Source organism: Fictibacillus gelatini DSM 15865 (assembly GCF_000430745.1).
GTDB lineage: Bacteria > Bacillota > Bacilli > Bacillales > Fictibacillaceae > Fictibacillus_A > Fictibacillus_A gelatini.
The window spans coordinates 521,082-540,081 of the sequence record NZ_AUMP01000001.1; the positions used below are offsets into that span (position 1 = coordinate 521,082).

Sequence of the window (19,000 nt, forward strand, 5' to 3'; positions counted from 1 at the left end):
GATAACTAGAATCATAGTAACATAAAAAGCGCATGAATTTTCCATGCGCTTAAACAAATTTAATGAATTTCATTTAGTGATTTTTTAAATGGCCAGGCCGGAAGCATTTTGCGCAACGTTTTATCCTTACGGTATCCAAGGACGTATTCGGCCTGCATGATCGTATGGATTTCCCGCGTGCCTTCGTAAATGACCGGCGCTTTCGAGTTGCGCAAATAGCGTTCAACCGGATATTCATTCGAATAGCCGTACGCTCCGTGGATTTGGACGGCGTCATTTGCTGCTTCGTTCGCAAAGTCGCACGCCTGCCATTTCGCAAGAGACGTCTCGCGCGTATTCCGTTTTCCTTGATTTTTCAACCAGCCGGCTCGATAAACGAGCAATCTTGACATTTCGAGTCCTGCTTCCATTTTCGCGAGCATTTGCTGAACGAGCTGATGCTTTCCGATTTCTTTGCCGAACGTTTTCCGTTCTTCACAATATTTCACGCTCGCCTCTAAACAGGCCATAATTGTCCCGCATGCCCCGGCAGCAACGGTGAACCTTCCGTTATCAAGAGCCGACATCGCAATTTTAAAGCCTTCCCCTTCTTCGCCGAGAAGATTTTCTTTCGGGACTTTCATGTTGTCAAAAAAGATTTCTCCTGTATTGCCCGCGCGAATGCCTAGCTTCCCTTTAATCGCTTTCGACGAAAATCCTTCCATCGTCCGTTCGACAATAAAACAGGAGATGCCGCGATGTTTTTTGTTTTTATCGGTATAAGCAAAGACGAGAAAATGATCGGCCACATCACAGAGCGAGATCCACGTTTTTGAACCGTTTAAAATATAATAGTCGCCGTCTTTAACAGCGGTCGTCTGGATGGCTGCCACATCCGAGCCCGCATTCGGTTCGGTCAGCCCGAATGCTCCGACTTTTTTCCCTTTTGCCTGTGGAATTAAATACTTTTGCTTTTGTTCTTCTGTCCCCCATTGCAGCAATGTGAGACTGTTTAAGCCTGTATGAACGGAAACTGCCGTCCGAAAAGCGGTGTCGCCTCTTTCTAATTCTTCACAAACGATCGCAAGCGTGTTGTAGTCCATGCCACTTCCGCCATACTCCTCAGGAATGCACACGCCCATTAAATCCAATTCACCCAGCCGATTTAGGATGCGGGGTTCGAAATGGTGATTCGCATCCCATTCGCCAATATACGGCATGATTTCCTTGTCCACGAAACTGCGGACCATTTTTCTTACCATCTCTTGTTCTTCTGTAAAACTGAAATCCATCATGAATCCTTCCTCCTAAACGATTTTTTGCTCTTTGAAAGCTTGAATGATTTTTTCCGAATAGCCTAATTCCGCTAAAATCTCATCCGTATGTTCACCGGCAAGCGGGGGATGTCTGTTCATCCCAACCGGTGTTCTCGATAGCTTTAAAGGACTTCCGACAAGCTGAATTTGGCCAGCTTTCGGATGATTGACGTTCACCACCATTTCGCGCGCATGAACATGTTCATCCTCAAATACTTCTTTCATTGTCCGGATCGGACCACATGGAATTTTCTGTTCATTCAAACGTTCAATCCATTCCTTCGTCGTTCTTTCTTTCAGCGATTTTTCAAGAATGCCGATCAGTTCCGTACGGTTTTCAAGTCGGCAGGGATTGGTCTTAAACTTCGGATCGTCTGATAAGCCGGCCAGATTAAGCAGCCCACATAGTTTCCGAAATTGATTGTCATTTCCTACAGCAATGACAATCTCGCCGTCCAGCGTTTCGAACGATTGATAGGGAACGATATTCGGATGTTGATTCCCGAGCCGCCCTGGCACGTTTCCAGAAATGAGAAAATTGCTTGCGACATTGACAAGAGTGCTCAATTGTGAGTCAAATAACGAAAGGTCGATGTTCTGCCCTTCTCCTGAACGATTCCTTTCATTGATGGCTGCAAGAATGCCGATCACTGCATACAGCCCTGTCAAAACGTCGGAAATGGCGACTCCGACCTTCATCGGCCCGCTCTCTTCACTCCCGGTAATACTCATCAATCCGCTGAGCGCTTGAATGATAAAATCATAGCCTGGAAGATGTTCATACGGACCGTTATGGCCGAATCCCGTAATTGAACAATAAATGATTTTCGGGTTCGCTTTTTTCATTGTTTCATAATCTAAAGCCCATTTCTCCATCGTTTTGCTTTTGAAATTTTCAATGACAACGTCGGACGTGTTGATTAATTTTTTGATAATCTTTCTGCCTTCTTCTGTCTTCAAGTTGACCGTCATCGCCCTCTTGTTCCGATTCGCACACAAATAGTAAGCACTTTCTCCGCCAGCAAACGGTGGTCCCCACTCTCTCGTTTCATCGCTTCCCCCTGGAGCTTCGACTTTAATGACATCCGCCCCTAAATCTCCCAAAATCATCGTGCAAAAAGGACCGGCTAACACTCTTGTTAAATCTACTATTCTTATCCCGCTTAAAGGTCCCGGCAACATTGTTCACCATCCTTTGTTAAAAACTTAACTTTGATCAGAGTGGCACTTCTACTTCGAACTTAAAAGCCCACAACATCGATGGCTCTGATCTGCTAATTTTTATCGTTAAACAAAAACAAAGCCAGCTATATCATTGAAAAAACATGATATAACTGGCTCTGATCTACTTGAATGCTTCGGGAAACGAAGTCATATAGATTCCACAGTTACTTTTTTATCGATTTGACTGCTCTTATTATAGCAACCATCTCTACGCGTAGTCAACAGTCTATTTCGACAATTCTAATTTTTGAATCAACTACTCTTCCCTTCCCGCAAGCTTCCTTTCCATTAAATGGACCAGTCCTGTTAATAGTAGGACAAGGGCGAAATAATAACAGGCTACGATAATCAAATAGGTTAAGTCGTCAAAGGTTCGTGCTCCCTGGGTTGTTGCCACATTAAAAAGCTCTGCCAATGACACAAACGCGGCCAGTGAAGAATCTTTCAAACCGATGATAAACTGGTTCCCGAGCGGCGGAAGGGCGCGCGGGAATGCTTGCGGTAAAATGACTTCCTTCATCGTCGTTGACGCACTCATTCCGAGCGATCGCCCAGCTTCGAGCTGGCCTTTACTGATCGATTGGATAGCCCCCCGGAAAATTTCGGCAATATACGCGCCGTTATGCAAAGCGAGTCCCAGAGTCGCGGACCAATAGGCAGAAATCCCTAATTGCGTCAATCCAAAATAAAAGATGAAAATTTGGACGATTAAAGGCGTTCCTCGAATAATCGCAATGTAGGCATTTGCAATCCCGTTTAAAATTTTATTGTTGGATATTTTTAAAAAGGCGAAGAATAGGCCGATGACAATCGCAATTAAAATTGAAACGGCAGTAATGGCGATCGTCCAGCCGAGCCCTTTTAAAAATAAAGGATAGCTATCGATCAATACGTTAAAAAAATGGCGAATTGCAGGGCAAGTCAATCACTCCTTTCTCGCAAACCAAGTATTCTTGTTACGGTTTTTCCGTAATGTCAGCACCGACGTATTTTTCACTTAACTCTTTTAACTTGCCGGTTTTCCGTAAATGGTCGAGTGCTTTATTAACTGCCTTCAATAGATGCGTATCTTTTTTTGAAACAGCAATTCCTTGTTCACTGACTCCCAATACTTTTACTTCTTTCACTTTAAATCCTTTTTTTATCGCCTGCTTTCCGGTAATCGAGTCGGTAATCACTGCATCATGCTTTCCATCGCTTAATGCCCGAAGCGCCGTGACATCGGAATCATAGACGGCAATATCTTTTGTATATTTGGAAGCTTCTTTTTCATATGTCGACCCTTTTGAAACCGCAACACTTTTCCCCTTTAAATCAGACACGTCTTTAATATCGCTATTCGGCTTCGCATAAAGAACAGGGCCCGAGTAGTAATAAGGAGTTGAAAAATTGACCGATTTCTTTCGCTCCGGTGTGATCGTATGACTGGCGACCGCCGCGTCAAACCGATTCGTTTTCACTGCGGAAATAATCCCGTAAAACTTAAACTGGCTCACTTTCGGCTTAACCCCTAATTCTTTGGCAATCGCCTGACCGACGGCAACATCAAACCCATCAAGTGACCCGTCTTTTTTCACAAAACTAAATGGGGCAAATTCACCTGAAACGGCGTAATGAAAGACGCCATTTTCATTTAATTCAACCTTTTCCCCATTGGCTGTTTTTGTCATATTTGACCCGCAGCCTGAAAGGACGAAGATAAATAGTGCAACTCCAACGACCAATTTTGAAACTTTCCCCATTCCATTCCCTCCTCGTTACGTTTAATAGTTTAGAATTTTCATATAATAATACATCTATTCTCCTATTCATACCACCGGCTTTAGATATGGGCATTTCTTACTAAAAGCCTATTAACATGGGAATGGTCTTGATCAACATACATTTATAAAAAATCAAAATAGGACAATTGATCTATTATTTTCGTTTGCTGTAACCGGTTAGAAAAGAAATGGCCCTCTCCTACTTAAGTCATAGTAATATCCCTTTGCCATTGTCGACTTTCTACATCGAACGGCCTATTGTCCACTTCATTTTTTTACCATATGATGATTATGAAAATTCAAAAAAAATAATCGTTAGGGGAGATTGTATGGGAAAGAGTAAAAAAGTAATTGCCGCCTTATCAACCGCTATATTGCTTACTGCACCTGTTTCAACTGTCGCCGCAAAAACGAACATGCCTGTAAAAGCAACTGAAAAAAAAGAGTTCGACACTCGTACTCTAGCAGAACAATACTTGAAGAAACATGCAAAAACCTACAAAATGAAAAGCAATCTTTCCGATCTAAAGTATGTCACAACCATTTCTACTCAACATGGTTCCTACGTCAGGTTCGAGCAGACGATCAACAACGCCCCTGTTTTTACGAAGGAAGTTACAGTTACAGTTACCGTTACCCCTCATGGAAAGGTCGCGCTCGTCGTATCAGACTACACGCCTTATGAAAAAGTAGAAACCATTAAGGACAAGCTGTCAAAAGATGAGGCCGAAAAGAAAGCGGTCCATTCGATGAAAACAAAAACGGCCGAAAAGTGGATGGCAGATTCTAAAGAATTCGGCTATATCATTAAAGATGGCGTTGCCATTCCGACCTATCGTGTGATTGTGAAAACAGATGATCAAGGTAACGAGTGGGAAACGTATGTCCACGCCGGGGACGGAACCGTTTTAAAGAAAAAAGATTTGCTTCAGCACGCTACGGGCTCTGGCAAAGTATTTTTGCCGAACCCTGTGGAGTCCCAGGGGGCGGCGACCGGTTTAAACGATAACCGCGATAAAGATTCAACCGCGCTTAACCATCAATTGAAAGCGGTTACACTTGTAGGATTGGATGGATCCGGGTATTTACGCGGAACGTATGCTAACATTAACTCGAAAGCGAAAACGTATTCGGCAACCAATACGTTCAACTTTACCCGTTCATCAGACAGCTTTGAAGATGTAATGGCCTATTATCATATTGATACGGAGCAACGCTACATTCAATCTCTCGGTTTTACAAACATTAACAACCGTTCAATAAAGGCGAACGTCAATACGTATACACAGGATAATTCGTTTTACTCCCCTTCTACTAAAGAATTGACATTTGGGTCGGGAGGCGTGGATGATGCAGAAGATGCAGGCGTCATTATTCATGAATACGGCCATTCTATCCAGGACAACCAGGTTCCAGGCTTTGGGAATTCTGCGGAAGGCGGGGCGATGGGAGAAGGATTCGGCGACTTTTTAGGCGCTACCTACGAAGATGCGACATCAAGCGCCAGCTTCGGCAAAGCCTGTGTCGCCGAATGGGATGCAACCTCTTATTCATCTTCCAATCCGCCTTGCCTCCGCCGTTTGGATGAGAACAAAGTGTATCCGAAAGACTGGAGCGGGGAAGTTCATGCGGATGGCGAAATATGGTCACAGGGCTTATACGAGATGGCTCAGGCGTTTGGCCGCGATGTCGCAACGAAAATCATTTTGCAATCCCACTGGTCACTGACACCGAACGCAACGTTCCACGATGGGGCAAAAGCGATCAAACAAGCGGACATGGCTTTATATGGAGGTGCACACGCGTCGCAAATCGATGCCATCTGGAAAGCAAGGGGAATTTCAACAAACTAATCGGAGAAAGCCGCTGTTTTTTATACAGGCGGCTTTTTTTGGTCCATCCATGCCACTTCTTCTCCTCTCCGAACCTTTATTTATCAACGGAGTCTTTTTATTCGTCTAATCCGGGCACTTATTCGTCTATGAAGGACGTTTACTCGTCAAAATCATCCACTTATTCGTCTTAGAAAACTTTTATTCGTCTATTCCACCAATTTATTCGTCTAAATGCCTCAATGCAGGAAAAAGCTCATGACACTAATAATAAGCAGTGCTCCAACAACAATGAACGCTATTTCTTTGATCAGCCTTGTTTGTTCTTCCCGGACGTTGCAAAGCTCGGCGCCTAACACCACTCTGAATGGAGAGCCCATCGTCGCATGAGAGCCGCTTGCATTTTGGATCGCGATAATCAGCTCATTTGAAATGCCTAGTTGTTTTGCCGTATGTGCCTGGAGCGGAATAAACATCGCATTTGATCCAGTATTGCTTCCTGTAAGATAGCCTCCTAATCCGCCAATGAATGGCGAAATGAACAAATACGAACTGCCAAAAATGATGGCAAGCCTATTCGATAATTGCCCGATCATCCCTGATTCCGTCATGATTTCGGCAATCGCCACAAAACAAGTCGTCGATATCATAAACGGAACCCATTGCTTCACTGCGTTAATATAAGCTGTTTTTATCTCATGGCCATCCATTTTGAAAATAACTACGGTAAAAATGCACGTAACCAACAGCCAGAACCCCGGTGAATATAGAAGCGGCATGGAAAACGAAAAAGCGGGCAAATCAATGACAGCCGTTGAAAGCAACCATTGTTTAATCGGAGGAACGAGCCGCGTAACAAAAATTAGCGCCGTCAAAAATAAATACGGACTAAACACTTTTAACATTCCATATTTCGTTTCTTCCTTAGCCGCTGAAACAAAAGTTCGGGCATCCGAGCCTGACCTTTTGGAAGCAAACGTGATCATGCAAAGCTGGGCAAGAAGCGTCACCATTGAACTCAATACACCGGCGAGTTCGACGCTGACAAACTGATTAAACAAACAAATACAAATCGAAAAGATGGCAACAAGAAAAACAATTTCTTTCCATTTTTTCTTTAAAGCACTGGCCCCTCCTGTAATCAAGGCTGCTATAATTAAAAAATAAAAAAATACCGGAATGCTTAAAATGGCGCTTCCCATTCCAATCTTTTCAAGAGGAACCCCGCTGAGCTCCGCACCGATGACTGTACCAGTTGAAAGCGCTCCCCATGGCACGGCAAGCATTCCGATTAGCCCGATTAATACTGCTTTTCTTCCGGGAAACCCGAGTGCATAAAGTATTGGCGAAAGAATAACGAATGAAATGCCAAAGCCTGTCGCCGATTCCAATAACGGCGCAAACCCGATAACGATCAACAACACTTGCGCCAGTTTATCAGAAGTGACATTCGTAATGAAAGTGGCTACTGACGTAATCACTCCTTTTTCATTCATCAGATGATAAAGAAAAAGACCAAAGAACAATACATAGGCAGCTATAAACGAAATCAATCCTCCTTTAGCCACTTCATGGACGATTTTTTCGCTATTCAGGTGAAATGAAGAAAAATGAACAAGTAAGATGCAAAGTACAAGTACAATGAGACCAGCTTTTACCGCAGTCAACCGAAAGCCAAAGAGCAGCCCAAAAATACATAATAGTGGCAGCAACGCAATAAACGTATTCACTTCATCTTCCCCCCTCGAAATGAAGATTAAAATATACTATAGTATATTTATCATCACCTATTCAGTTAACAAAATCAAGATTTTTTTCTCCTATAGTAGAATACAGAAAGGGCTTTTAACGATGAATTTTGGTCAACGATTAAAACAAGAACGAAAAAAAAGGGACTTAACGTTAGATGAACTCCAGCAAAAATGCGGTGTCAGCCGTTCGATGCTATCGAAAATAGAACGAGGCGAAAAAAACCCGACGATTGCTGTTGTGGCAGAAATTGCGAGAGGGCTTGATGTCACTGTTTCCCAATTGCTCGGGGAAGATGAGGAGCAGGAAGTTATTATGATAAAGAAAGATCAACGATATACGTATAAAGATCCGGCAAGCGGATTTGAGCGCCATGTATTATCTCCGATTTTGCCTGCCAAAGGGATCGAGTTTATTTTAAATATTATCCCGGCCGGCCAATCTTCCGGGAAGTTCCCGCCCCATCCTAAAGGAACGAAAGAATACATCACCGTTACAAGCGGCACTCTGAATTTAGAACTAAACGGAAAACCACATGTTTTAAATGAAGGGGATTCGATCTATTTTGATGCGGATGTTTACCATCAATTCACCAACATAGGCAATTGTGAATGCTCCTATTATTTAGTCATTGATTCCCGAACGATTAAATAAGCCTATGGAACGCGATCCATAGGCTTATATTCTTGCTTTTTATTTTTGACGTTCTTGCTTTATAACAAAAACCATCGATATCGTAATGATTGTAAAAGCGATGAAGGCTAATAGCGGAATCGTTATAAATCCAAGCCAGTTAATGTACTCCCCCGAACACGGCACGCCGGAAGTGCACGTTTCAAATTCTCGCATAAACGGCAGCTTTTGCAGCGCGTAATGATAGCCGGAAATTAACATGCCGATAACCGTCAGCGGAAGAACGTACCGATAAATTGACCGGTCATTCAGGTAAAAACCAATGCCTAAAAGAATGGCTAACGGATACATTACGATTCGCTGGTACCAGCATAAGGTGCATGGGATAAAATGCATTACTTCACTAAAAAATAAACTGCCTAATGTCGCGATGACGGCCGCTACCCAGGCGATCAATAAAGGTTTGTTCACCTTCGCTTACTCCTTCTCCGCTTTTTTCACTTGCTTCGCAAAATCCTCATACGTCTGACCCGTAAACTTCTTGCCGTTAATAAAGACCGTAGGCGTTCCGGTAATGCCTAATTTCGTTACATAAGACTCGTCTTTATCGAGCGCGGCTTTCGCTTTGTTCGATTGATACGTTTTTACTACCTTTTGAACCTCTTTTTCAGAGGCAAATGGTTTTAATAGGTTCGCCAACGTCTTTTCAGTAAAAACGTCTTTTTTCTCGTCTTCTTCCCGTGTTTTACTATAAAGAGCTTCATGGAATTTCCAGAACGTATCATCACCTAACTCGTTATAAACGGTTTCCGCAAACAACGCCGCCCTGGTTGAATCAACATTAATAAACGCATAGTTCATGAAGTAAAACTTTGCCTTTCCTGTATCGACAAAATCTTTTTTAATTTGTGGGACAAAGCTTTCATTAAAGTTTTTGCAAATCGGGCATTTATAATCTCCGAATTCGACTATCTTGACAGGAGCTGACTTGTCCCCCTCAAACGGCTGATTTTTATAATCAATTTGATCGGCTGCCGCCTCGTTATTTTGCGACATTTTGCTATAAACGAAAAAGCCAACAAAACAGAGTACGATCACGATGACGATTCCAATTGTCCATTTTGTCGCATTGTCTTGCTTTTTCTTCATCTGCTTTAACACCTCATTCACTTGTATGCTACTTTAAAAAAGAAAGTAAATGCTCAATCCCCTATAGCTTATAAGAATTCTATCCTTTTTGCAATAAATTCTCTTTCTTTTTTGTGTCGATGAGGTGGCAATTCCGACCCTGTGAAAGATTGCCAGTTTATAAAGATTTGGTGTATCTTTCGAGATAATTATGATAAATGGCAACCATCACGATATTTCTGGAAAGGGTACTAGTACCCCTTCTAGAAAAATAGTTTGAATTTCAGTAATCGAAAGAACACCTCGTTAGATCTGTGAAATGAGGAAAAACGATCACGAATCGTTACATGATGTAAAATGATTTCGTTCTCGGACAATAAATGCTCTTATTTGGACAATAAGTCATCCGGTTTAGACAATAACATCTTACTTTTGGACAATAAGCGAAAAAACCACTCATTTTATTGTCCGACACAGGCCATTGATTGTCCGATGGAAACGATTTATTGTCGGAAATCAACTGTTTATTGTCCAAAGGCCATGAAATAGCACCACACTAGAGAATTTTGATCCTGTTTTTGCTTCTATTTTTAAATAAGAACTTTCTTAGCTGAAAGGGTACTAGAAAAAGATAGTACTTTTCAAGCTTCACCTTTTGCTTTTAAATAGGAAATAAGAACCAACTACATTTTTCGAAAGGAGTTGTTCGCTTGGACTTTCCAGTGTGGATTCATCTCGGTCCCATTAAGCTCCATCCTCACTTTGTTTTTGAAACATTATCCTATTTTGTCGGGTTCCGGCTGTATCTCCGTTTTCGAAGGCCGGGGCTGATGCCCGCTTCCGTAGCCTGGTCGGTCATTACCGGAGCCATTTTAGGCGCCGCGCTTGGTTCAAAGATTCTTGCCTGGTTCTATGACCCTTCGATTCTTTTAGCACATGTAAGTCATCCACTTTCGTCAGCCGCTTTCTGGCTGGAAGGAAAAACGATTGTTGGCGGATTGCTTGGCGGCCTGATCGGTGTTGAAGCCGCGAAGAAACATGCAAACTATCATTCTTCCACAGGAGATGACATTGTCCTTCCGCTTATTTTTGGAATGGCTATCGGCAGGATCGGCTGCTTTTTAACCGGTTTACGTGACAATACATATGGAAATGCGACAATGCTTCCGTGGGGAATTGATTTTGGCGACGGCATCAACCGCCATCCAACTCAAGCCTATGAGTTTGTTTTTCTCGTCCTTTTAGGATGGTTTCTATTCATATTACGGAAAGTCCCTCATCAAGAAGGAGACCTTTTCAAGCTGTTTATGATTGCTTATTTCGTTTTTCGTTTTGTAATTGATTTTATCAAACCCTACCCCCGCGATTATTTCGGGTTAGGTTCGATTCAAATCGCATGTCTCTTCGGCCTACTTTACTACTTCAAATTTGTTCCACAACTTGTTCGCTTAGTTAAGAAATCCAATGAAAGGGGATTTACCAATGCCAAATAGACCGTATGTTTTCTATGAATTAACGAACAGCATTTGCTCGACCTGTTATCGAAAAGTAGAAGGAAAAATAATTGAACAAAACGGAAGCATGTATATGATCAAGCGTTGTCCCCGCCATGGGCATGAACGGGTTTTGCTCTCCAATGATGCAGAATATTATAAACTGTGCCGCAACTATTTAAAGCCCGCCGAAATGCCTCTTCGCTTTAATACGCCAATTCGTTATGGCTGCCCGTACGACTGCGGATTATGCCCAGATCATGAACAGCACAGTTGTCTTACATTAATTGAGGTAACCGAATCGTGCAATTTAAAATGCCCGATTTGCTATGCCGAATCTTCTCCTGATCGAAAAACGTTCCGCAGCCTGGAGCAAATTGAAGCGATGATGGATGCGGTGGTCGCAAATGAAGGAGAGGCGGACATCATTCAAATTTCCGGCGGGGAGCCGACGATCCATCCTGACTTTTTCGCTATTTTGGACGCTGCCAAAGCTCGACCGATCAAGCACATTATGGTCAATACCAACGGGGTGAAAATCGCCAGCGATCGTGAATTTGTCCGACGCCTTGCCGAATATAAACCAGGATTTGAAATTTATTTGCAGTTTGATAGCTTTGAAGCCGAAGTATTAAAAGAGCTGCGCGGGGCCGATTTACGCATTATTCGCGAAAAAGCGCTGGCCCATTTAAACGAATTTAACATTTCAACAACCCTTGTCGTCACATTGAAAAAAGGGTTGAATGACCATGAAATCGGAAAAATTATTCAGTTCGGCTTACAACAGCCTGCTGTACGCGGTGTTACTTTTCAACCAATTCAGGCTGCCGGGCGTCTGGAGCAATTTGATCCAGCCTTAGACCGCCTTACGCTCAGCGAAGTTCGCCAGCAAATTATAGCCCAATCCAATGTTTTTCAAGCCGAAGACATCATTCCTGTTCCGTGCCATCCGGATTGCCTGGCGATGGGCTATGCGCTAAAATTGGGCGGCAAGATTATCCCGCTAACCGGGTTGATCGATAAAGAAGTGCTGCTCCAGGGCTCCCGAAACACCATTGTCTTTGAGCAGGATGAAACGATCAGAGACCGCGTGTTTTCATTGTTTTCAACAAGCCATTCACCGGAATCGTCGGCTTTGTCGCTTAAAAGCTTGCTTTGCTGCTTGCCGCTTGCCCGGGTGCCAGAAGGAATCGGCTATGACAATGTGTTCCGCGTCATAATTATGCAGTTTCTCGATCCGTACAATTTTGACGTTCGTTCGGTAAAAAAATCATGCGTCCACATCGTCCACCCCGATGGAAGAATCATTCCGTTTGATACGTATAACATGTTTTACAGGGATGATAAAGAAAAGCTGTTAGAGAAGCTAAAATCGGAGATCGAGCCGATGCCTGTTGAACAATCTTAATGGGGGTGTAAAGGGATGGAATCCGAGAATCAAAATGGCGGAGGAAAAGAGATTACGAAAGGATTTTTCTTGATCGCAGGGATTAACATTCTTGTCAGCATCATTGGTATTGTTTTTTACCCCTTTATTCTAGCAATCGGACTTGTTCAGCTCCTATATGTGGTGCCTTTGGCGATGAATGCTTCCAAAAAAAATCAAAAGAATGTGATGAAAGGAATGATCATTGCCGCGAGTGTAACCTTTCTTTTAAATGCCAGCTGCTACGGATTGTTTTTCGGTCTCATGCAAAGTCCTTGATCACTACATTGAAAAGTTGGAATTTTTTAGTTGATCGGCTGATAAATTGATAAAAGTGGCTGATATATTTCGATTAAGGCGAAAAACCGAAGCAATTGCTGCTTCGGTTCTTAGCGAATCGTCTTGATCGCTTTTTCTATTCGTTTCAGGGCTTCTTCCAATAGAGAACGGGGGCACGCGATATTGACCCGCGTAAACCCTTCTCCTTCTTTCCCGAAAATATAGCCTTCATCAAAAGCGACCTTCGCTTCTTTTTGCATGAAGCGCTCGAGCTCTTTTGCACCCATTCCTAGTGCGCGGCAGTCGAGCCAGACGAGATACGTCCCTTCTGGCTTAATGACTTTGATTTCACTCATGTGGCTTTCAATGTATTCGGTCATGAATTCCAGGTTCTTTTGCAAATAATCCATCAACTGGTCAAGCCACTCATCACCGTGACGGTATGCGGCTTCAGTCGCCGTTACGCCAAACGTATTGGATAGTCCGATAAAATGATTTTCAACTGTTTTTGAAAACGTCAATCTTAATTTCTTGTTTGGGATGATGATATTCGAAATTTGCAAGCCGGCCAGATTAAATGTCTTACTTGGTGCGGTGCAAATAATCGAATGGTTGGCAAACTCCTCTGAGATCGACGCAAAAGGAGTATGTTGATACGCCTTGTACACAAGGTCAAAGTGAATCTCATCTGCAACGACAAGAACGTTGTTTTCAATGCAAATTTGGCCTAGTTCTATCAGCTCCTCTTTTGTCCAGACGCGGCCTACCGGATTGTGAGGGCTGCATAAAATAAGCATTTTCACATCAGGATCGCTGACTTTTATTTTTAAATCTTCATAGTCCATCACATAACGTCCATCTTCAAATTTAAGAGGGTTATGTACAAGCTTGCGTCCATTTTGCTCGACGACTTTTGTAAACGGATAGTATACCGGTGTTTGGATGACGATTTTATCATCAGGTTGTGTAAATGCTTCAACGATGAAACTTAAAGCCGGTACGACTCCTGGAGAATGGCAAATCCATTCCTTTTCAATCGTCCACGAATGCCTTCGCTCCATCCAACCTGCTACCGCATCATAATACGACTCCGGTCTCATGGTATAGCCGAAAATGCCGTGTTCGGCCCTATCCTTCAACGCTTCGATGACCGGCGCGGGAGCCTTAAAGTCCATATCCGCCACCCACATCGGCAAAATGTCTTTTTCACCAAATAAATTTTCCGCATCATCCCATTTGACCGATGCCGTTTTCATTCGGTCAATAGCAGTATCAAAATCATATTTCATGTTCCAGACCCCCAATCAATTTTATTCCCTTTTCATTTTACCCAAAGTTTAGTCCATCCGTCTCATTTCGCGCATTAACTATTGTTCTTCTCGTATTGACCTGTTTAAAATTATCGTACAAGGAAAGATGAAAGCTTCGAACTGTCGCCTCTTTATAGAATGAACTATTTTCAGTTGGATCAGGCTTTTTATAATTCTTTCTCAAAAATTGAGCACCCCATCTTATAAATAATTTGTTGTATTTATCTCCTAATCTTTTATCAGGGCTACTTCTTTTTACTTTCTTCAAAATATGGGGCAAGCCATGGTTCCTGTTCCACAACGATCCGGCGGATTTCTTCGGCAAAATTTGCGATTTCCCACTGGGCTCCGCTCCCTTTTCTTCTCTTTGCATAGAAGTCGAGCAAAGCCCTTAAATTAACGGTCATCGTCAAATTGGTTGCCGCCGCATTTGGAAGGACAAAGCGGGCATCCTCGCCCGGGATTTTTAAATCTCTTAAGGCATCATATGCTTCTTGCAGGCGCTCCATTGTTTGAAGATATACATTCAATGCATCACGGTTTTCTTGCACTTTTGGCGGAATGACAAACTGGAAACCGCCTTTCTTTTTGTCGCTTGCATCAGACACATAACGCTGTCTCTGCACGCTATATCCAAAACCGACGCGATGCCTGGTCAATTGGGCCAGAGCTGAACGGGACAGACCTTCAATCGCAAACGTGAACTGGATGTGTTCTAATGTTGATGTGTGGCCGCTCCCGACAATGTGCCGGAACAGGCGGTCAGCATCGGTTCCTTCTTGTCCATCCCCTGCTTGTTTCTATTCGTATTTTTCATATTCTGCTCCGTCAAATAATTCGGATGGCACATTGGGTGAATAACACGTCCGAATAGCGGTGAACGCCACTTTTCTTGCATTTGGTGTAGATGAAATCAATTCTATTTTTAGTTTTCCTTCTTGTTCTACTGTCTTTGTAGTCATTGATTTCCCTTCCTTTCATATACGTGAAAAATCATTCTTTTTCTTTCATTTCGTATATAAGCTATGATTCTAGGTTCACTATTTTATTCGTCCTTCTTCAACTAATACCTATTTTTCAGAATAATCCACCATTAATTCTTTCCATTTTACGGAATGCATGATATACTAGTATTGGAGATATTTCGGAAGGAGAATTAACTTTATGCCAACGTCTTTGTAATGGAATAAACGTAAAGTGCATAGCATTGCCCTCGTTGAATTTTTTATTAATTCTTTTTCAGGGGAGCAGTGTGCCCTTTATTACCCATTACAAGGAGCGTAAAGTGAACCGATCTTTTTAGCGGAGACCTTTATCGGGGTGCTCCGCTTTTTTGGCTATTTAAAAAACTTCATATCTCCATCAACACGATTACGCTCCTTAACGATATAAGGAGTGAAAGAAATGAGTACATTCCATATGATCTGGAACCTTCAACAACGTGTAACGAACAAAACGATTGAGCGATATTGTCATAATTGCAAGAAGAAAGTTCCGTTTCTTGATTCCGGCATACTCAGGCATAATGCGAACGGGAAAAACATTTATCAGTTTGCTATTTACAAGTGCCCGAATGGCCATACATGGAATCGAAAACTTGACATGTATAAAGCAAAAACAGAAATTTCAATGGACGAAACGAAAACGGAAATGAATGAACATCAGCCTCAAGCGTTTTCTTTGCTCTCATTGCATAAAACGGGAATTAAGAAGGTCGTGATTTCGCTTGAGAATGTAGAGGGAAAATGGCGGCTGGATGCATTGCTATCACAACATATTGAAGACGTAAGCCGTTCTCAAATTGTACAGTTGATCAAAGAGGGAAAAATTGCAGTGGATGAAACGGTTGTGAAACCAAAGCATTTTCTGCGTAAGGACGAAACGATTACAATTATTGAGAAGATCTAATTTAAAAAAGTAGTTCGATTTGGAGTGTTTGTTCTCCAGCATCGAACTACTTTTTTCATTAGCATTAAGCTGGGCTCAACTGCTCATTTTATGTTCATCAACTTGCTCTTCCTTCCCTCGCATTCGGCTGAAGATCGACGCAAGAACGGACCCGGACAGATTGTGCCAGACGCTGAAGATGGCGCTTGGGACGGCCGCGAGCGGAGAAAAGTGGGCTGTAGCGATCGCGACCCCGAGTCCGGAATTTTGCATGCCGACTTCCATGGCAACGGCTTTTTGTTTCGCCAGATCCATTCCGCACAGGCGGGCAAAGAAAAATCCAAGAAGGAAACCTAAAACGTTATGAAGAACGACAACGGCGAAAATAATCGGCCCTGCCGTAGCCAGTTTTGCCTGGCTTCCCGCTACGACGCCGCTGACGATCATGACAATTGCCACTACGGATACGAGCGGCAATGCTTTCGCCCCTGCTTCCGCCTGTTTGCCAAAAAACTTTTTCACAATAAATCCAAGTGCCAGCGGAATAATGACAACTTGAATAATAGATACAAATAAAGACCAGATGTTAATGTCTACCCACTTGCTTGCTAATAAAAGAATCAATAATGGCGTGACGATAGGAGCTAAAAGCGTTGAGACAGATGCAATTGCAACGGCAAGCGCCACATCCCCTCTCGCTAAAAATACCATGACATTCGAAGCGGTTCCGCTCGGGCAGCATCCTACGAGGATCACCCCAACCGCAATTTCCGGCGGCAATTTAAGCAAGTACGCTAATAAAAATGCCAACAGCGGCATGACAAGATAATGGCCGATGACACCTAATGCGACGTCTTTCGGACGCCTGAAAACTTCCTTAAAATCTGCCGCGGAAATCGTTAGCCCCATCCCGAACATGACAAGTCCTAACAGCGGAACGACATATCCACCAATCCACGTAAAATGATCTGGCGCCAAATACGCAATAACGGCAAACAATAATACCCAGAGCGTAAATGTTTTCCCGGCAAATGAACTGATTTTTTCGATGACTTTCATACTACCTACCCCTATCTCTCTAGCAAAGCTATTTTTAATATAGTAATATAACCCATTCATACATTTTGTACAAGTATTTATTTTCGCAACATTAAAACAAATCAGTTTCGTCCATCCATTTGCTTTCTATTGTTTGTCTCACGAATGAAATGAAAAAGCTTGCAGAAACAGCCTGCAAGCATAAAAAATGATCAAGTTTTGTACGAAGAATCAAACAGATAAGTGCTGCCTCAGTTGATCCCGCAATGCCATTTTTAAAAATTTCCCGACGGACGTCTTCGGAATTTCGTCTAAAAACACGATGTCGTCCGGAAGCCACCATTTCGCGAATTGCGGTCTTAAATAGTCGAGCAGCTCCTCTTTCGTTACGTTGTCTTTGTATTTTTCTTTTAAAACGACACAGGCAACCGGGCGCTCTTGCCATTTTGGATGGGGAACAGCGACAACCGCCGCTTCAAACACGGCTTCATGGGCCATCAACACATTTTCTAAATCAACGGAAGAAATCCACTCCCCTCCGCTTTTAATCACATCTTTTGTCCGGTCAACAAGCTTTACGTTTCCTTCTTCATCAATGGTGGCGATATCGCCCGTATATAGCCAGCCATCTTTAAACGAGTCACTCGTCCGATCGTCACGATAATATTCGGAAGCGATCCACGGCCCGCGAATTAATAGCTCGCCCATCGTCTCTCCGTCCCAATCAACCTCGCCGTTTTCGTTGACGATTTTCACATCGAGGCCTGGAACAACAATCCCTTGTTTAGCAAGAACTTCAAGGCGCTCTTCCCCGGTTAGATCAGATTGATAGCTTTTTAATCTGGAGTATAAGGCAAGCGGTGTCGTCTCCGTCATCCCGTATGCATGGTAAAACGGAATTTTATGTTTTTCTTCAAACGCCCGGATCATTCCTTTTGGCGCAGCCGATCCTCCGCAAAGGATGCCGCGGAGGCTGCTCATATCGTATGATCCCGCTTCCAGCTCTTTTAGCAGGCCGAGCCAAATGGTCGGGACACCTGCGGTAATTGTTACTTTTTCGTTTTGAATAAGCTCGGCAAGCAATTTGGGGGTAAAAGCCGGGCCCGGCAACACTTGAGTCGTGCCAAACCATGTCGCGGCAAAAGGCGTTCCCCACGCATTCACATGAAACATCGGCACGACAGGCATACATACGTCCGATTCGGAAATGCCCGTCGTATCGGCAAGGCCAAGCGCCATGCTGTGAAGCACAATGCCGCGATGGGTATATACAACGCCTTTTGGTTTGCCGGTCGTTGCGGACGTGTAGCACATCCCTAACGGATCATTTTCACCGATATCGTCCGGGTACGAAAAATCGGGATCCCCAGCTGCTATTAATTGTTCGTACGAATATAGCGATTCAATTGTCGAAGCCGGCAAAGATGTTTCATCTGACATAACAACAAATTTCTTAACGGTTGTAAGCTGATCTTTAATCGCTTCGATAAGCGGAAGGATGTCTTCATCAATAAGCAGAACTTGATCTTCAGCATGATTGATTACATAAATGAGGTCTTGAGGTGAAAGACGGATATTAATCGTATGTAGAACTGCCCCCATACAGGGAATCGCAAAATAAGCTTCAAGGTGGCGGTGATGGTTCCAGGCGAGCGTTCCGACGCGGTCTCCCCGCTTAACCCCGAGTGTTTCAAGACTGCTTGCTAGTCTCCGGGTTCTTTCGGCTACTTCTTTGTACGTCAATCGGTGAATTTTAGAGTGTGTTCTTGAGATGATTTTCTTCTTCGGAAAATACTTTTCTGCGCGATCAATCAACCCATGCAATACCAATGGCGTGTTCATCATAATAACATGCCTCCTCTATACTGATTTTTCGGAAACTTAAGACTATTGTACCATATATTCCGAATTTTATTGATTTTTTCATTCTAAACATTCATTTG

At 43.1% G+C, this 19,000-nt stretch carries 16 protein-coding genes and 1 pseudogene; 6 read left to right on the forward strand and 11 right to left on the reverse strand.

The annotated features are described in order from the left end of the window. Positions 1-59: 59 nt before the first annotated feature. The 4 genes from H538_RS0102745 to H538_RS0102760 all read right to left on the reverse strand — a co-directional run bounded on the left by H538_RS0102745 (position 60) and on the right by H538_RS0102760 (position 4,261). Positions 60-1,274, reverse strand: a complete 1,215-nt coding sequence (locus H538_RS0102745; protein WP_211235544.1) for an acyl-CoA dehydrogenase family protein — start codon at positions 1,272-1,274, stop codon at positions 60-62. A gap of 12 nt (positions 1,275-1,286) precedes the next feature. After that, on the reverse strand, positions 1,287-2,474 hold the full coding sequence (locus H538_RS0102750) for a CaiB/BaiF CoA transferase family protein (RefSeq protein ID WP_026676271.1): 1,188 nt from the start codon (positions 2,472-2,474) through the stop codon (positions 1,287-1,289). A 301-nt stretch (positions 2,475-2,775) separates the two neighbouring features. Next, entirely contained in the window at positions 2,776-3,444 is a 669-nt protein-coding gene (locus H538_RS0102755; protein ID WP_051291218.1) for an amino acid ABC transporter permease, read from the reverse strand. Between the two features lie 31 nt (positions 3,445-3,475). Further along, on the reverse strand, positions 3,476-4,261 hold the full coding sequence (locus H538_RS0102760) for a transporter substrate-binding domain-containing protein (RefSeq protein ID WP_026676273.1): 786 nt from the start codon (positions 4,259-4,261) through the stop codon (positions 3,476-3,478). A gap of 350 nt (positions 4,262-4,611) precedes the next feature. Here H538_RS0102760 and H538_RS0102765 point away from each other — a divergent pair, with 350 nt between their 5' ends. Next, on the forward strand, positions 4,612-6,135 hold the full coding sequence (locus tag H538_RS0102765) for a M36 family metallopeptidase (protein ID WP_035349787.1): 1,524 nt from the start codon (positions 4,612-4,614) through the stop codon (positions 6,133-6,135). A 218-nt stretch (positions 6,136-6,353) separates the two neighbouring features. Here the strand turns inward: H538_RS0102765 and H538_RS0102770 are convergent, their stop codons facing one another. Then, entirely contained in the window at positions 6,354-7,844 is a 1,491-nt protein-coding gene (locus H538_RS0102770; RefSeq protein ID WP_026676275.1) for an L-lactate permease, read from the reverse strand. Positions 7,845-7,965: 121 nt separating this feature from the next. On the opposite strand from H538_RS0102770, the gene H538_RS0102775 reads away from it, so the two are divergent. Next, positions 7,966-8,517 (forward strand): helix-turn-helix domain-containing protein, encoded by a 552-nt coding sequence (locus H538_RS0102775; protein WP_035349790.1) that lies wholly within the window; start codon positions 7,966-7,968, stop codon positions 8,515-8,517. A gap of 39 nt (positions 8,518-8,556) precedes the next feature. On the opposite strand, the gene H538_RS0102780 is transcribed toward H538_RS0102775, so the two are convergent. Together H538_RS0102780 and H538_RS0102785 are read right to left on the reverse strand one after the other, a co-directional pair. Continuing rightward, positions 8,557-8,967, reverse strand: a complete 411-nt coding sequence (locus H538_RS0102780) for a disulfide oxidoreductase (RefSeq protein ID WP_026676277.1) — start codon at positions 8,965-8,967, stop codon at positions 8,557-8,559. A 6-nt stretch (positions 8,968-8,973) separates the two neighbouring features. Continuing rightward, positions 8,974-9,645, reverse strand: a complete 672-nt coding sequence (locus H538_RS0102785) for a DsbA family protein (protein WP_026676278.1) — start codon at positions 9,643-9,645, stop codon at positions 8,974-8,976. Positions 9,646-10,334: 689 nt separating this feature from the next. Here H538_RS0102785 and H538_RS0102790 point away from each other — a divergent pair. The 3 genes from H538_RS0102790 to H538_RS22945 are packed head-to-tail and all read left to right on the forward strand — an operon-like array spanning position 10,335 to position 12,822. Then, complete coding sequence (locus tag H538_RS0102790) at positions 10,335-11,117, forward strand: prolipoprotein diacylglyceryl transferase (protein WP_026676279.1); 783 nt, start codon at positions 10,335-10,337, stop codon at positions 11,115-11,117. Beyond that, complete coding sequence (locus H538_RS0102795) at positions 11,107-12,525, forward strand: radical SAM protein (protein ID WP_026676280.1); 1,419 nt, start codon at positions 11,107-11,109, stop codon at positions 12,523-12,525. Before H538_RS0102790 ends, H538_RS0102795 begins: the two co-directional genes overlap by 11 nt. Positions 12,526-12,540: 15 nt before the next feature. Next, positions 12,541-12,822, forward strand: a complete 282-nt coding sequence (locus H538_RS22945; protein WP_035349792.1) for a hypothetical protein — start codon at positions 12,541-12,543, stop codon at positions 12,820-12,822. Positions 12,823-12,932: 110 nt separating this feature from the next. On the opposite strand, the gene H538_RS0102805 is transcribed toward H538_RS22945, so the two are convergent. Then, positions 12,933-14,111 carry a MalY/PatB family protein gene (locus tag H538_RS0102805; protein WP_026676281.1) on the reverse strand — a complete coding sequence of 393 codons (1,179 nt, stop codon included), beginning with the start codon at positions 14,109-14,111 and terminating at the stop codon, positions 12,933-12,935. A 266-nt stretch (positions 14,112-14,377) separates the two neighbouring features. Beyond that, positions 14,378-15,019: pseudogene (thyX, locus tag H538_RS25365) on the reverse strand (FAD-dependent thymidylate synthase); the annotation flags it as partial. 517 nt (positions 15,020-15,536) lie between these two features. On the opposite strand from thyX, the gene H538_RS0102815 reads away from it, so the two are divergent. Then, complete coding sequence (locus H538_RS0102815; RefSeq protein ID WP_026676282.1) at positions 15,537-16,040, forward strand: S4 domain-containing protein; 504 nt, start codon at positions 15,537-15,539, stop codon at positions 16,038-16,040. A gap of 75 nt (positions 16,041-16,115) precedes the next feature. Here H538_RS0102815 and H538_RS0102820 read toward each other — a convergent pair whose 3' ends face one another. Both H538_RS0102820 and H538_RS0102825 read right to left on the reverse strand, forming a co-directional pair. Further along, a complete protein-coding gene (locus H538_RS0102820) occupies positions 16,116-17,078 on the reverse strand; it encodes a bile acid:sodium symporter family protein (RefSeq protein WP_026676283.1) in 963 nt (320 codons plus the stop codon). 210 nt (positions 17,079-17,288) lie between these two features. Then, positions 17,289-18,902: a long-chain fatty acid--CoA ligase gene (locus tag H538_RS0102825; RefSeq protein WP_211235545.1), complete on the reverse strand. Its 1,614-nt coding sequence runs from the start codon at positions 18,900-18,902 to the stop codon at positions 17,289-17,291. Positions 18,903-19,000: the final 98 nt, after the last annotated feature.